Genomic DNA, 14,867 nt, shown 5'->3' on the forward strand with positions numbered 1-14,867 from the left:
AACCCGGATCAATCGAAGATCTTGCCCGGGTTCATGATGCCATTGGGATCGAACACCTGCTTGATGCCGCGCAGATAGGCAATTTCTGCTTCACTGCGGGTGTACTGCAGGTAGGGCTTCTTGGTCATGCCCACGCCATGTTCGGCGGACACACTGCCCTGATAGCGCTCAACAATCTCGAACACCCACTTGTTCACCTGCTGGCATTTCTCGAAGAAATCCTCGTTAGCCATACCTTCAGGCTTGAGAATGTTCAGATGCAGATTGCCGTCACCAATATGACCAAACCAGATAATCTCGAAATCCGGGTAGTGATCGGTTACCACACTCTCGATTTCCTGCAGGAAACCCGGCACCTTGGACACCACCACGGAAATGTCGTTCTTGTAAGGCGTGCGCGGGGCGATGGATTCGGAAATCCGCTCCCGCAGCTGCCACAGGTTCTGGGCCTGGGTTTCACTCTGGCTGATCACGCCATCCAGTACCCAGCCTTCCTCTACGCAGTGCTCGAACAGTTCCATGGCGTCGTCCATTACCTGGTCAGAGACTGCCTCGAACTCCAGCAGGGCATAATAAGGCGCTTCAGTTTCAAACGGCGCCTGCACCTTGCCGTGAGCCAGAACGTGGCCCATCGCCTGATGGGAGAAGAACTCGTAGGCGGTCAGGTCCAGCTTGCTCTGGAACTTCTGCAGCACATCCATGGTGTTGGTAAGGTCACCCAGCCCCAGCACCAGCACCGTCAGGTTGTCTGGCTGGCGGGTGAGCTTCATGGTGGCTTCGGTAATGAAGCCCAGGGTACCCTCGGCACCGATAAACAGATGGCGCAGGTCGTAGCCGGTGTTGTTCTTTTCCAGGTCCTTGTTCAGGTCCAGGATATCGCCCTTGCCGGTGACCACTTTCAAGCCGGCCACCCAGTCGCGGCTCATGCCGTAGCGGATCACCTTGATGCCGCCAGCATTGGTGGACAGGTTACCGCCGAGCTGGCTGGAGCCCGCGGAGGCAAAATCCACCGGGTAGTACAGGCCGTTTTCTTCGGCAAAATTCTGCAACTGTTCAGTTACCACCCCAGCCTGGCAACGCACAATGCGGTCGCTGGCGTTGAAATCCAGAATCTGGTTCATGTTGTCGAACGCGACGACCACCTCACCGTTCGCCGCCACCGCACCGGCACTCAAACCCGTGCGCCCGCCTGAGGGCACCAACGCTATCTGGTTCTCATTGGCAAACTTCACCAGCGCCTGCACCTGCTCGGTGGTCTTGGGCAGAACGATTGCCAGTGGTTTGGGGGGATAGATCTTGGTCCAGTCCTTGCCGTAGGTGTCCAGGTCGGCCGGGTCCGTCAGCACTTTTCCCGGTGCGTCACCGGCGGCTACCAGCTCTTTCAGGGAAGCAATGATCTGTTCGGAATTCATGGATGCGTCAGTCTCGTCAGGTTTGGGCCGGGCCTGTGGTTCGGCGATTCGCAAGGAATTGATTCAGGCAAACCGGCGCGCTGTGAAAAGTTCCTTTTATGGTATCATACCGCCCCTGTTCTGTGAGCCGGGTTGACGATCCCCGGCCGCGGTCATTTCACGTGACGAAAGGTTCGGAAGCAAGCCCATGTCAAATACGTCTCTCGAAAAGAGCAAAATCCGGATCCTGCTGCTGGAAGGCGTGCATCAATCCGCCATTGATACCCTGAACGCTGCGGGTTACACCAACATTGAGTACCTGTCCCATTCCCTGGGCGAGGAAGAGCTGATCGAGAAGATTGCCGATGCGCACTTCGTCGGTATTCGCTCCCGCACCCAGTTGACCGAGAAGGTATTTGACGCCGCCAAGAAGCTGGTGGCCGTGGGCTGTTTCTGTATTGGCACCAACCAGGTCGACCTGCAAGCCGCCACCCGCCGTGGTGTTGCGGTATTCAACGCACCGTTTTCCAACACTCGCTCCGTCGCCGAGCTGGTATTGGCCCAGGCCATCCTGCTGCTGCGCGGCGTGCCTGAGAAGAGCGCCAAGGCGCACCGGGGCGAATGGCTGAAATCCGCCAAGAACAGCTACGAAATCCGTGGCAAGAAGCTGGGCATTATCGGTTACGGCAACATCGGCACCCAGTTCAGCGTGCTGGCCGAGAGCCTGGGCATGGACGTGTACTTCTACGACGTGGTGTCCAAGCTGCCGATCGGCAACGCCACCCAGGTGGGCACCCTGCAGGAGCTGCTGAACATCGCAGACGTGGTTTCCCTGCACGTGCCGGAAACCCCGGCCACCAAGTACATGTTCAAGGCCGAGCAATTCGCCCAGATGAAGCCTGGCTCCATCCTGATGAACGCCTCCCGCGGTACCGTGGTCGACATCGACGCCCTTGCTGATGCCCTGCGTTCCGGCAAGCTGCTGGGTGCTGCCATCGACGTATTCCCGGTTGAACCGAAGTCCAACGATGAAGAGTTTATCTCTCCGCTGCGCGAGTTCGACAACTGCATCCTGACCCCACACGTGGGCGGCTCTACCATTGAGGCCCAGGAAAACATCGGCCGTGAAGTGGCCGAAAAGCTGGCCATGTACAGCGACAACGGCACGTCTGTGTCTTCTGTGAACTTCCCGGAAGTCGCCCTGCCGTCGCACCCGAACCAGCACCGCCTGCTGCACATCCACGAGAACGTGCCAGGGGTGATGTCCGAGATCAACCAGGTATTCTCCGAGAACGGCATCAACGTGTGTGGCCAGTACCTTCAAACCAAGGAAGACATCGGTTATGTGGTTATTGATGTCGACAAGGCCTACGGCGAACTGGCGCTGGAAAAACTGCGCCAGGTGAAAGGCACTATCCGTTGTCGGGTACTGTTCTGAGCGCAGTGCTTACGCTAAAAACCGGGGCCTGGCTCCGGTTTTTTTTATGCCATGTCGGGCCACAATACCCCGAATCAAGGTGACTTCAACAAAACTTAATCCTGACGCCCTTGAGTTTCCGGCGCCCGAGGCCATGCTGATAGGTACCACTCATTGAAATGGCCGGGGCAACTGCCCGGCCTGACAGGAGAGTTAGCTATGTCACTGAAGGATTCTTTGCAGCGGAAACTGGAAACCCAGACTGAACACTGGAGCAAACAGATCGAAAGCCTGAGAGCCGAGGCCAATGAGAAAATTGCCAAAGCAAAGGACGAAGAAGCTGAGGCCCAGATTCAGAGAGATTTCTCAGAGCGCATCCAGGCAATGGAAGACCAGATTGAAACGGCCCGGACCAAGCTGGGCGAGCTGAAAGAGTCTGGCGAGAACCAGCTGGATGACCTCAAAAAACGCATTGATGAGTGGCTGCCCAGCAACACCAACTGACGCCACACCTGCCAACACCGCAAAAAATGCCCCGGTCTTTGCAGCCGGGGCTTTTTCGTTGGGCGATGGCAAAACCCGGCCGGGCTTTACTGCATCGGTACCAGGGTCAACTCAACACGGCGGTTCTGCTCACGACCAGAAGCGGTGTCGTTGGAGGCAATCGGATAACGCTGGCCATAGCCCACCGCGCGGGTCCGGCCTGGTTCAATGCCTTGATTCAGCAGGAAGTCACGAACGGATGACGCGCGGCGCTCTGACAACAGCTGGTTGTAGTTTTCAGATCCTGTGCTGTCGGTGTGGCCTTCGATCTGGATAATCGTCTTGTCGAATTCCTTGAGCACCAGAGCCACGGATTCCAGGGTGTCGTTGAAGCCAGGGCGGATGGTGGACTGGTTAGTATCGAACGTGATGTTGCCAGGCATGATCAATTCAATCTGGTCACCGTTACGAACCACCCGAACGCCAGTGCCTTCCAGCTTATGACGCAGCTCGGCTTCCTGACGATCCATGTAGTAGCCGATACCGCCACCAATAGCAGCACCACCGGCGGCGCCGATCAGGGCGCCCTTGCCGCGGTCGCTTTTGCTGGAGGTTGCCGCACCCACAGCAGCACCGCCTATGGCGCCAATAATACTGCCCTTGGTGGCACTGGAGGTTTTCTCTTCGCCGGTGTACGGGTCGTAAGTCATACAACCGCTAAGGCCAACGGTTGCCACTGCAAAGGCAAGAATGGTCTTTTTCACTGTGTTCTCCTGCTTCAGTTCCTGGCTGGCGGCCACGCGTGGCACAAACCAATGTATTACTCGATGAAAGTATCAATAATGGTGTTAAACACCGTCGACTGCAAATCCTGCGCTTCGTTTACCAGATGATGACGCCCATCCGGGATTCTTTGTTCCCTTACTGAGGCAAATTTATTCCGGATAATCCGCAAATTGTGCTGCCAGTCCACGGTCAGATCCTTTTCCCCCTGAACCACCGTCACCGGAAAATCCACCGGCCGTGCCGATTCTATATGTGGCACCCATTTACGCAGGGCAGTCACCCAATCCACATGCACGGCCCTGGCCTGCAGGGGATCATGCTCCCGCAGAAAGTCCAGAAAGCGGGCATTGCCACTGTTGGTGCCGAACACCCTGCGCCAGCGGGTCAGAAAGGGTTTGACCAGACTGTGCAGAATCTTGGCTCCCAGCCACCCCATGGGGCGCACCAGCGGCGCCAGCAACACCACTCTGCGGAAATCCGAGGTTTCCCGGCTATGGTGATTCGACAACAGGTAGTCGATCAGAATCGCCCCGCCCGTACTCTGCCCTACTGCAAACCAGGGGCCGCGAATTTTTTCCCGCACCCGCGCCATCACCTCCGACAACACCGCCTGGTATTCCAGGAAGCTGCCGATGGCGGCCGGTGTGCCGCTCGAAAGCCCGTGCCCCGGCTGGTCGTAGGCCAAGACATCAAAACCGGCACCAAGACAGCGGTCAATCAGCTGCGTGTAGAGCCCCACATGATCAAAATAACCGTGCAGGATGAACACCGTGCCCTTGGGGGCCGACGACTCCGGCAGCCGGAAGTAATGAACCATCACCTCATGCCGTTCAGCCTTGATGTAACCCTGATGGTAAGTAACCTCCGGGTGCTCTACCCATAAGTCCAGGCCATAAAAACGGCAGTAGGCCTCCATCTCGACACTGAGTTCACGGTTGATGGCCGGATCAAAGGGTTCCAGACGATCCAGCAAAGAATGTCTGTCCCAGTTCGGAATTTCTATGGTATCTGTTTTCCAGTACACGTAGAGTTAAACGCCTGTCATGAATCGAGAATTGTTCGACATCCTAACGCATTCACGAGGGAGAACACAGATGTTCCAGCCGCTTCTTGAAGCCGGGCTGCGCCAGACAATGCAGCGCTTGGTCCGCCCGATGCTCTCGAATGCTGTACCCCTGAAACTGCAACGCCAGCTGATTCGCCAGGCCTACCGGTCGTCCGTACCGCCGCGCAGCGCCCGGTTTGTCCGGGACGATCTGGGCGATGTTCCCGTGGTGCGAACCACGGCAACAGCAACGCCATCCGGAACGATCCTCTACCTCCACGGCGGCGGCTACATCATTGGCTCCGCCAGCACCCATCGGGGTATCACCGGGCACCTGGCCAAGCTGTCCGGGTGCGAAGTGATTACCCCCGATTACCGACTGGCTCCGGAACATCCGTTCCCGGCGGCGCTGGATGATGCCGAATCCGTTTACCTGGCGCTGATCAGCCAGGGGCTGTCGGCCAATAGCCTTGCCTTGGCCGGTGATTCGGCCGGCGGCGGGTTATCCATCGCTCTGGCGATGAAATTGCGTGACCACAAACACCCGCTGCCCTCCTCAATCACCTGTTTCTCGCCTTGGGTTGATCTCAGCCAGGGCGCGCTCTATCAGCCGGAACGCGAGCCGGTGTTACAGGAAAGCTGGACCGCCAACGCCGCCCGAATGTACGCCGGCGACACACCGCTGACCACGCCACTGGTATCGCCGGTGTATGGCCAGTTGGATAACTTGCCGCCGTTACTGATCCAGGTTGGCAGCGAGGAAATCCTGCTGAACGATGCTACCCGGCTGGCAGATATCGCCAAGCGAGATGGCGTAGCAACCCGGCTGGAGATCTACAATAACCTGTGGCACGTGTTTCAGGTCCATTGCGGCCAACTGGACCGCGCCACTGAGGCCGTGCAGGTTGCCGCCGACCATGTCAGGACCCATATGGCAAGCTGAGAGCACCTCTGATAAGCGCTTCCTTACGGGCTTTGGACCAGCGTTTGACCTGCCATTCCAGTTGCGAGGCCCGGCTACGGTTGCCGACCGATGCCTGGAATGCCAGGGTCAAAGGCCCTTTGCCCCGCAGGCTGCGGGCCCCCTTGGGCGCCCCCGCCTGATGCTCTGAGAAGCGGCGTTCCACGTCTGTGGTAATGCCGGTATACAGGCTGCCGGTTCTGGTGCGAACCAGATAGAGGTACCAGCCCTCATCCATGGTCGAGCCCCCGCTGCCTAACCCGAACCTTCTGCTGCTGCAACCACAACCCGGCCATGATCAGCGTCAGCCCGACGTAGGTAGACGGCATGATGGTTTCGCCGAGAATGAAGTAGATAAACACCAATGACAGAAACGGTGAGATGAAGATCAGGTTGCTGACCTTCGCCGTGTTCTCAGCCTTTTTCATAGCCTGGGACCAGAGCACAAAGGCGATTCCCATCTCGAACACACCCACATAGACCGCCGCGGTCAGGGATCGGCCCAGCGGCAGTTCGAGCCCCACCGTGTACCAGCACGCCAGGGTTATGAACGGCAAGCCAAACAGGAAATTCAGGAACAGGCCAACCACAGGGTCACGGGTGTCGCGGGTGGCAATAATCCAGTAGCTGGCCCACACCAGGGTGCTACCCAACGCGAAGGCGACGCCCAGCGGATCTGAAAAGCTGAGGCTGGTGACCGCGCCCCGGGTAGCAATGACCACCACGCCGGCATAGCAAACCAGACCAGCCAGGATGTCGATGCGGCGCAGTTTCTGGCCCAGAAAAGGCACCGAAAGATAAGCAAGCACCAACGCCCAGGTATAGTTGAGAGGCTGCGCTTCCTGCGCCGGCAGGCGGTCAAAGGCGCCGAACAGGAAGAAATAGTACAGGCACGGGTTGATCAGACCCATCCCGACAGACTGCAGGTACTGCCGCCGGGAAAGTTCAAATACCAGATGCCAACGGCCCTGGGCCATCAGGATTCCACCCATGACCAATACTGAAGCGGCGCAAGCCACCAGCAACATCTGCACCGGAGCCAGCTCGGCCAGGGCCAGTTTGAAGGCGGTTGCCACAGTGGACCACAGCAACACGGTTGCCAGGCCATAGAGCATGGCCTGCTTCTGATTAGTCATTTGCCGGTCCTGTTTCGGTTTCCAGCCAGCGGTAAAGCGTCCGCCGGTTGATACCCAGAATCTGGGCTGCCCGACGCTTGTTACCATCCACCGCCGCCATGACCCGGCGCACATAGTCCTGTTGTAAGGCTTCCAGCGTCGGCCACTCTGACAGATTCACCGAACCCGGCGCTGCCAGCGGCTGGGCCGAGGCCCCCTGACGCTTTCGGATACGCTGCGGCAAGTGCTCCGGTTGAATGGTATCGCCCTCACAGAAGGTAACCGCCCGCTCAATGGCACTGGACAGCTCCCGAACGTTACCGGGGAACGGATAGTCCCGAAGCACTCGAAGGGTCACATCACTGAGTTTGATAAACCCCCGGTTATGGCGGCGGCAGGCTTCCTTGAGGAAATGCATCGCCAGCAATTCAACATCCTCACCCCGTTCCCGGAGTGGCGGAATACCGAGAGACAGGGTTTCCAGCCGATAGTACAGATCCTCCCGGAACTCCCCCTGCTCCACCGCCTTCATAAGATCAACGTGGGTGGCGGCGAGAATCCGCACATCCACGGTTTCCTCATGATCAGAGCCAACCGGCTTGATGGAGCCTTCCTGAAGCACCCGGAGCAGCTTGGCCTGCAGAGCCAGGGGCATCTCACCAATCTCGTCCAGCAACAAGGTGCCACCACTGGCTTCCGCAAACAGCCCCTTGCGCCCCTGTCTGGCGCCGGTAAAGGCGCCGGCTTCATGGCCAAAGAATTCACTTTCCATCAGGTCCGGCGGAATGCCCGCACAGTTAACGGCCAGAAAGGCCTGCCCGGCCCGATCACTCTGCTGGTGCACTGCCCGGGCCACCAGCTCCTTGCCGGTCCCGCTTTCACCGTTGATCAGAACCGCCGCCTGGCTACGGGCCACCTGCCGGATTTCGGTGCGCAAGCGCGCCATGGCCGGACTGTCGCCCACCAGGCCCAGGTTATTTCCACCATTCTGACTGGCCTGAATCTCCGCCAACTGCCGGTTGATGTCCGCCTGGGCCAACAGCCGCTTTATCTTGAGCCTCAGGTGGTCCGTCGAAAGTGGCTTGGTCAGAAAATCATCGGCACCGGCTTTCAGTGCATCCACCGCCTGATCGACCGTGCCAAAGGCGGTAATCACGATAAACGGAATGCCCGGATGCTCTGCCTGCTGAAACGACAGCACCTGCAGGCCGTCGCCATCCGGCAGTCGCAGGTCCGAGACGATCAGGCTTGGCCGTTGTTCCCCCAGCTGCTGCCGGGCCTCATCAACGGTCCCGGCCCGGAGCATGGTGTAACCGTCCATCTCCAGCTCTTCGGCCAGCAACTGGCCCAGGCTCTGGTCATCCTCAACCAGTAATATGGTTGCTACCGAATCACTCATATGCCGGTCTCCCTGGGAAAATACAGACTCATTCGACACCCGCCCAGGCTACTCTCCTCCACACCCACACGACCTCCATGTTCCTTTATGACGCTGTTCACAACGGCCAGCCCCAGGCCGGTGCCCTCGCCAGCAGGGCGGGTACTGTAGAAGGGCTCGAAGATCTTGTCCCTATCCTCAGGCGCGATGCCCGGGCCGTCATCCTCTACCCGGATTTCCCAGTAATCATCGGACTGATGGGCCGTTACCCTTAGCCAGCTGCGGGCAGACTGGCAGGCGTTACGGATCACATTCAGGCACGCCAGACCAATCCGAAGGGGCTCCGCTCGGGTAGGCATGGATCGATCGATACCCTCGGTTTCAACCTGGCAATGGCTGCACCGCTCGTCCTCCGAGACGCGGGACATCACGTCCTGCAGCACATCGGACAGGTCCAGTGGCCGCCGGGAGTCCGGCACATGGCGGAAACAGTCCAACAACTGCTGAATGATGGTGGTCATCCGCTGCACCTGGTGCTCGATATCTTTCAGGTGCCGCTGTTGATCGTCCGGCAGCCCGGCCCTGGCGAGTATCCGGGCCCGCCCCTGAATCACATTCAGCGGCGCTCCCAACTCGTGTGCCACCCCGCCGGCAACCCGGCCGATCATGGCCACTTTCTCCTGATACTCCAGCTGTTCCGCCAGAGCCCTCTCCCGGGCAATACGGTCTTCAATCTCTGCCTCGGCGTCAGCCATACGCCGGCCCATATCCCGAATACCCCGGTGAATCTGTCGGAGCTCCCGCGGGCCTGCCGCAGGGGTCGCCAGAAGCCAATGGCCCGGCGCCAGGTTTTCCATGTTCTCCATCAGTCCATTCACGTGGCGCCCCACGGTACGGTAGTGTCCGAGTACGACCACCAGGATGATGGTCACAGCGAGTACAGACCATATCCCCACCGCCCACCAACGGCTGGACGCCACCAGGTCATGAAAGTCGCTGCGCTGGCGGGTTACCTGGAGCAGCCCCTGAATACGGCCGTCTTCGCCCACCAGCGGCGTAAACTGTGAGAACACCGATTCGCCATCAACTCGCCGGAAAGCACCGCCCAGCTCGCCACTGGCGATCACCCGCTCGGCACTAACGCTGTTGGTAACGTCTGAATCCGCGACACCCAGGCTGGCCACCCGGTTACCTTCCTCATCAAAGACAGACGCTCCGGAAATGCGGCCGATCTGGAAGATGGACTTGAGGGATTCCCCAAGCACCAGCTCATCTTGCTCGACCAGGGCATTGGACAGGGGGCCGCTGACCGCCCTGGCAACCAGCTCAAGGTCTTCACGAAGGCGTTCATTCAATGCTTTTTCAACCGCGCCCAGGCCGATGTATATCGCAATACCGCTGAACAGCAGCAGCGGAACCACGATGCTCAGAACCAGCGTCAGCTGCAACGAACGAAACAGGTCACCAATTCGGCGGCCAAGGGAAGCCATGAGCGATTCCTATGTAGAAGTGTCACAGCATTTGTGCCACATGTGGCATTTCGCCACAACCAGAATTACCCGAACGTAATGCCAAAATAAATATAACCAACTGTTTTTATTGATCTTAATGCCATTTGAAAAAGTTGGCACAGCACTTGTTATGTCTTTGGCGTGTTTCACAAATCGGCGGAACGTCTTAATGACCCGCCAAACCTCAAGGAGCTTTTTTATGAATAAACTGCTGATTTCCATTACCGCTTCCCTGGCCATGCTCGCGGCTGCACCTGCCATTGCCCAGCAAGATGCTCAGCAAGGCGCTGAATACGCAGACCCAGCGGCTCAGAATGCTCAGGATGCCAACTACAGCGATTCCGAGCTGCAGCAGTTCGTGGAAGCACAATCCGGCGTCATGGAAGTTCGTGAGGACTACATTGCGAAGATTGAAGCGGCTGATTCCCAGCAAGAGGCCCAGGAACTGCAAATGGAAGCCAACGACAAAATGGTGGGCGTGATCGAGGAAGTCGGTATGGATATTCCGACCTATAACGCCATCGCGACGGCTTACAGCAGCAATCCGGAAGTACGCAACCGCGTTGACTCCATGATGTAAGCGAACCCTGCAAACCGGCTCGTCCCTCAGCCCCGCACCAGGCGGGGCTTTTTATTTCCTGCCCTGTAATATTGCCCCCTCCGGATCTGCCTACCGGTCTATCTTGTGGTACCTTTTCCGTCAGGAGAAACCAACAGCTTTCCATCTTTCCGGACCGGAGTCCGCCCGCTATGATCAAAAACCACGTCCGCCACTGGCTGGCACTGGCAGCCTGCACCGCGATGCTTTCCGGATGTTCCGACGACCCTTCACCCGGCGACCAAGGCGGCCAGCAAACCATCTCGGAGAAATACCCGATCACCTGGCGCTTTGCCCTGGAAGAGATTGAAGGCAGCGTGCAGCATCAGTACGCAGAAGCATTCCGCGCCCATATTGAGGATATTTCGGACGGCCTTATTGAAGTGGACGTCTTTCCTTACGGGTCTCTGGGTACCTCCACGCAGCTCACCGAACTGGCCCGCAATGGCTCGGTGAACCTGGCCTTTGCCTCGCCCGGGCACCTGGCCGACACGGTTCCGGAAGCCGGCATTTTCAACCTGCACTTTCTTATGCCCGAGCAACCGGAAGACGCTCGCCAGTTACTGGAAGCCCCGGAACTGATTGCACAATTCCAGCAGCCCTACCAGCAAACCGGCTTGCAACTGTTGGGTTTTATTCCGGAAGGCTGGATGACCTGGACCGCCAATAAGCCCCTGCGCTCGCCAGACGACTTTCAGGGCTTGCGCATCCGTACGATGACGTCAAATATGGCTGCCGAGGCTTACCGTGCGTACGGTGCGGAACCGGTCCAGACGCCCTATTCCCAGGTCTACAGTGACCTTCAGCTACGCAAGATCGACGGCCAGGCCAACCCGGTGTTTGCCATTGAGGAAATGGACTTCCACGAAGTGCAGACCACCCTCACCATGGCCAGGGCTTCTTATTTTGTCGCTTCTATCGTGTCGAACCAGCAATGGTACAACGACCTGCCCGACCGGGAACGAAATTGGCTGAACGACGCGGTACGGGACCTGGCGGGTTTCGCCTGGGAAAGTCAGGAAGCACTCAATCAGCAGCGCCTCGAAAGTATGGTGGAAGCCGGCGATATACAGGTAGTACTTCTGGATGACGATGAGCGTGAACGATTCCGGCAGGCCAGCCTGCCAGTGCGCGACAAGTATCTCAAACAGACCGGTGAAACCGGCCGGGCCCTTCTGGAATTTGTGGATGAATGGACGCAGCCCTAGTGCTCCATGGAGCTCTAGTCTGCGTCAGTCACCCTTTTTGATACCATGCGAACGCCTTCCCGGGCACAGACATCGGCCGCTCTTGCGGTCAGGTCCGAGATAAACGGGCTCTGCTCCCTGGGCTCCAATGGGTAGGCCTTGAGGCGGTAGCGCATGGCGTCGTCGGTTGCGGAAACGGTCACAATCACCGGCTGATAGGTTTTGGTCAACGGGCAGGTAAACACCACGTCCCGAAACAGCTGCTGCATCCGCGCCACGTTGTGGTTCGGGTCCAGGTGCAGCTCGGCCACACACATCAGGTTGTTGGTGCCGTCATTGCCGTTCGCCAGCAGGGTATTCCATAGCAGGCTGTGGGGAATCACGATCACGGTGTCATCCAGGGTGACAATTTCCGCTGCCCGGGTACCGATAGACCTCACCTCACCGTACCGACCGTCCACCTCAATCCAGTCCCCCGGACGGTAAGGCATCTCATACAGGGTCACAATACCCGCGATCAGGCTGTTGGCGTAATCCTTGAAGGCAAAACCTAGCGCCAGGCCCAGGGCCCCGAAAATCGCCACCATGTTTTCAAAAGATGGCTCCACCAGAATGGGCACTACCGTCACGATGGCCAGCACAATAATCAGTAACCGCAGCAGCGGTACTGACGCCAGCAGGTAAAGCCTGAGCTTGCCCCCGAGCTTGCCGGCGAGGGCCGGAAGCAGCTTCTGCACCAGCATGATCACTAACGATGCCAGTATCACCACCATCAATGCGTTCAGCAACGCGTCGGTAGTGATCGAAGCAAATGTCTCCTTGAAGCCTATATCGCCCATCCCGATCTCCTAAAAGCCATCCACGGGATAGCCCCGGGCCTGGAGGTTCTTGCGAACGGCGGGATACCCCAGCGGGGTGACCCGATACACATCCGATTCAGGTGCGCGGCCCACCAGCTCTGCCCGGATCAACCTGTCCAGCGTCAGGGCGATATCCTGTTTCTGCATTCCGGTCACCAACGCCAACTGCTCGGCATTCAAGCCGTCGTGCAGCAGCAAGGCATGCAAAATGTGGCTAGGCTGCCGTCCGGCACTCGCCGGCACCGAGGGCAGGCTGATCTGATCCAGCGGAGCAACCCAGCACCGGCGCCCGGCCAGCCGGACAACTTCCTTGCCTGTGTCTTCATCATCTTTCTCGGGCCGTGCCCGCAAGGTGCGTTGCCAGATGGCGAGGGCCACGCCCCGGTTGCCCCGGGCAAGCGTTGCCAGATCCTGGGTGAAGCTGCTGTATTTCAGGTCAGAGTCCTGCTGGGGCGCCGGCAGTACATACAGCCCGTCGCGAGTCATTCTGGCGGTAACCTGCTGCTCTCCGTCGCCGGACGCCAGGTAATCCAGCCATCGGGTCAATTGCTCACCGGTAAGCGGCGCCAGGGTATAGGGCGCCAGGCTGAGCTCCGGCGAATACTGGCGCCAGAACTGCCAGCACCAGCTGGAACAGCCAACCATGCCATTACCGGCATGGTCCAGCGCGATGCGAGCGAAGAGTTCCCGAAGCAGATTCAACCCGGCCGGATGCCTGAGCCAGAAATCCGCCAGTTCCGGAATGACCCAGTCGCCGCCAGACAGTTGTTCATCCCACCAGGCACCAGCGTCCTGCTCTGTCATCAACAGGTTATCCGGAGGTGTCAGCACCCTCCAGGACAGGCAGCGCAGGGCCTCCGGCACCCCCGAAAACGGAGGCGCCACCACAAAGTTCACCTCGCGATGGCTGGCTCCGTCACGGTGTAGCTGATCGAACTGGTCCACCAATACCTGCGCCAGCAATGCGGCATCCGGTTCCGGTGCAAACTCCTTCAGCCGGTCCCCAGACAGCATCGGCAGATCATCCAGGCTCTGGAATGCCTGTTCCTCCGGGCTGATACCGGCTCTCAACTGGTCGAGAATGTCCCGAAAGGCGCCGCGGATGGTTTTCTGAACCGAGGTCTCAGGGGTTTTCCATTGCTCCAGCGGAATCAGTCCGCCAGGCAGATACGGGTGGTCTTCTACAACGTCATTCACCAATGCGTTACTCCCGCCAGGTCATTCCGGAACCAGCCAGTCCAAGGATTGGGACAAGCCGAGCCCGGGCTCTCCCTGCACATCATCCATCATAGCGGCCAGGCGTTGTTCAAAGCCCCATGGCGGGTTCACCACCAACATACCTGACCCGACCATGCCGCGCTCCGGCGGCTGATCCAGCCGCACCTCATGGCACAGGATCTTGCGCACCTCGCCTTTTTCCAGCTCACTGATCAGGCGCTGCTCCAATCCGCTGGTCAGCATGGGATACCAGATAAGATAGACCCCGTGACGGCATTTTTTCCATGCCTTGTGCAAAGTATCCGAAACCTGCTGGTAATCGTCTTTGATCTCATAGGAGGGATCTATCAGGGTCAGCAGTCTTGGCTGGGGCGGCGGCAACTGCCGCACCAGTCCTGTCAAACCATCCTGTTGAAGCACCCGGACACCGGCATCACGGGCCCAGGCTTCCAGAGCTCGCCGCTCGGAAGGGTGCAGTTCAAACGCCGTCACGGAATCACCAGGGCGGGCAAATTCCGCAAACCAGGCGGGAGAACCGGGATAATGGGCAAGGGTTTTACCAGCACCATTATGACGTGCCAGCACCTCCAGTATCGGACGCCAGTCCGGTGACGCCAGCCTCTGGCGCATGGCCCACAATCGCTGGATACCGCTGTCGGCCTCCGACGTTTTCCTGGCCCGGTCGCTGGCCAGATCGTACATGGCACTGCCGGCGTGGGTATCAAAACAGGCAATCGGGGTCTTTTTCGCCTGCATCATGGCCAGCGCCAGCGTGAGGGCAGCGTGTTTTTGCACATCGGCAAAGTTGCCAGCGTGAAAAGCGTGAAGGTAACTCAGCATATCGGGCTCCTGATCTCAGGCGCCCATTAAGCATCACCTGCCGGGCCCAGGCAACCCTGCTGGAAGCCCGCAGCGTG

General features: G+C 58.8%; 15 protein-coding genes. 5 read left to right on the forward strand and 10 right to left on the reverse strand.

All coding sequences use genetic code 11. The features are described 5' to 3' along the window. Nucleotides 1-8: 8 nt before the first annotated feature. Complete coding sequence (locus FIV08_RS13795; RefSeq protein WP_152438735.1) at nucleotides 9-1,412, reverse strand: FAD-binding oxidoreductase; 1,404 nt, start codon at nucleotides 1,410-1,412, stop codon at nucleotides 9-11. A gap of 187 nt (nucleotides 1,413-1,599) precedes the next feature. Here FIV08_RS13795 and serA point away from each other — a divergent pair, with 187 nt between their 5' ends. Both serA and FIV08_RS13805 read left to right on the forward strand, forming a co-directional pair. Then, nucleotides 1,600-2,829 (forward strand): phosphoglycerate dehydrogenase, encoded by a 1,230-nt coding sequence (gene serA / locus FIV08_RS13800; RefSeq protein WP_152438736.1) that lies wholly within the window; start codon nucleotides 1,600-1,602, stop codon nucleotides 2,827-2,829. A gap of 198 nt (nucleotides 2,830-3,027) precedes the next feature. Then, entirely contained in the window at nucleotides 3,028-3,312 is a 285-nt protein-coding gene (locus FIV08_RS13805) for a hypothetical protein (RefSeq protein ID WP_152438737.1), read from the forward strand. An 86-nt stretch (nucleotides 3,313-3,398) separates the two neighbouring features. On the opposite strand, the gene FIV08_RS13810 is transcribed toward FIV08_RS13805, so the two are convergent. Next, nucleotides 3,399-4,055 (reverse strand): OmpA family protein, encoded by a 657-nt coding sequence (locus FIV08_RS13810; protein ID WP_152438738.1) that lies wholly within the window; start codon nucleotides 4,053-4,055, stop codon nucleotides 3,399-3,401. A gap of 56 nt (nucleotides 4,056-4,111) precedes the next feature. Then, nucleotides 4,112-5,101 (reverse strand): alpha/beta hydrolase, encoded by a 990-nt coding sequence (locus FIV08_RS13815; protein ID WP_152438739.1) that lies wholly within the window; start codon nucleotides 5,099-5,101, stop codon nucleotides 4,112-4,114. Between the two features lie 70 nt (nucleotides 5,102-5,171). On the opposite strand from FIV08_RS13815, the gene FIV08_RS13820 reads away from it, so the two are divergent. Next, nucleotides 5,172-6,065, forward strand: a complete 894-nt coding sequence (locus FIV08_RS13820; RefSeq protein ID WP_152438740.1) for an alpha/beta hydrolase — start codon at nucleotides 5,172-5,174, stop codon at nucleotides 6,063-6,065. Here FIV08_RS13820 and FIV08_RS13825 read toward each other — a convergent pair. Genes FIV08_RS13825 through FIV08_RS13840 form a run of 4 tightly spaced genes read right to left on the reverse strand, consistent with a single transcriptional unit; the run spans nucleotide 6,043 to nucleotide 10,066 of the window. Further along, the gene (locus FIV08_RS13825) at nucleotides 6,043-6,321 is read right to left on the reverse strand and encodes a GIY-YIG nuclease family protein (RefSeq protein ID WP_152438741.1); all 279 of its coding nucleotides are present in this window, start codon (nucleotides 6,319-6,321) and stop codon (nucleotides 6,043-6,045) included. The genes FIV08_RS13820 and FIV08_RS13825 overlap by 23 nt on opposite strands. Continuing rightward, nucleotides 6,314-7,219: a DMT family transporter gene (locus FIV08_RS13830; protein ID WP_061331625.1), complete on the reverse strand. Its 906-nt coding sequence runs from the start codon at nucleotides 7,217-7,219 to the stop codon at nucleotides 6,314-6,316. The genes FIV08_RS13825 and FIV08_RS13830 overlap by 8 nt, the downstream gene beginning before the upstream one ends. Further along, a complete protein-coding gene (locus FIV08_RS13835) occupies nucleotides 7,212-8,597 on the reverse strand; it encodes a sigma-54-dependent transcriptional regulator (protein ID WP_152438742.1) in 1,386 nt (461 codons plus the stop codon). Before FIV08_RS13835 ends, FIV08_RS13830 begins: the two co-directional genes overlap by 8 nt. After that, on the reverse strand, nucleotides 8,594-10,066 hold the full coding sequence (locus FIV08_RS13840) for an ATP-binding protein (protein ID WP_152438743.1): 1,473 nt from the start codon (nucleotides 10,064-10,066) through the stop codon (nucleotides 8,594-8,596). The genes FIV08_RS13835 and FIV08_RS13840 overlap by 4 nt, the downstream gene beginning before the upstream one ends. Nucleotides 10,067-10,286: 220 nt before the next feature. Between FIV08_RS13840 and FIV08_RS13845 the strand changes: the two genes are divergently transcribed. Then, nucleotides 10,287-10,667, forward strand: coding sequence for a DUF4168 domain-containing protein (locus FIV08_RS13845; RefSeq protein WP_058092126.1), 381 nt, complete (start codon nucleotides 10,287-10,289; stop codon nucleotides 10,665-10,667). Between the two features lie 170 nt (nucleotides 10,668-10,837). Next, a complete protein-coding gene (dctP, locus tag FIV08_RS13850) occupies nucleotides 10,838-11,893 on the forward strand; it encodes a TRAP transporter substrate-binding protein DctP (RefSeq protein WP_152438744.1) in 1,056 nt (351 codons plus the stop codon). 14 nt (nucleotides 11,894-11,907) lie between these two features. Here the strand turns inward: dctP and FIV08_RS13855 are convergent, their stop codons facing one another. Genes FIV08_RS13855 through FIV08_RS13865 form a run of 3 tightly spaced genes read right to left on the reverse strand, consistent with a single transcriptional unit; the run spans nucleotide 11,908 to nucleotide 14,790 of the window. After that, nucleotides 11,908-12,711, reverse strand: a complete 804-nt coding sequence (locus FIV08_RS13855; RefSeq protein WP_152438745.1) for a mechanosensitive ion channel family protein — start codon at nucleotides 12,709-12,711, stop codon at nucleotides 11,908-11,910. 9 nt (nucleotides 12,712-12,720) lie between these two features. Then, nucleotides 12,721-13,929: a MarR family transcriptional regulator gene (locus tag FIV08_RS13860; protein ID WP_228715422.1), complete on the reverse strand. Its 1,209-nt coding sequence runs from the start codon at nucleotides 13,927-13,929 to the stop codon at nucleotides 12,721-12,723. 21 nt (nucleotides 13,930-13,950) lie between these two features. Then, nucleotides 13,951-14,790: a 23S rRNA (adenine(2030)-N(6))-methyltransferase RlmJ gene (locus FIV08_RS13865; RefSeq protein WP_152438747.1), complete on the reverse strand. Its 840-nt coding sequence runs from the start codon at nucleotides 14,788-14,790 to the stop codon at nucleotides 13,951-13,953. Nucleotides 14,791-14,867 lie beyond the last annotated feature (77 nt).

The organism is Marinobacter sp. THAF197a (assembly GCF_009363275.1).
Taxonomy (GTDB): domain Bacteria; phylum Pseudomonadota; class Gammaproteobacteria; order Pseudomonadales; family Oleiphilaceae; genus Marinobacter.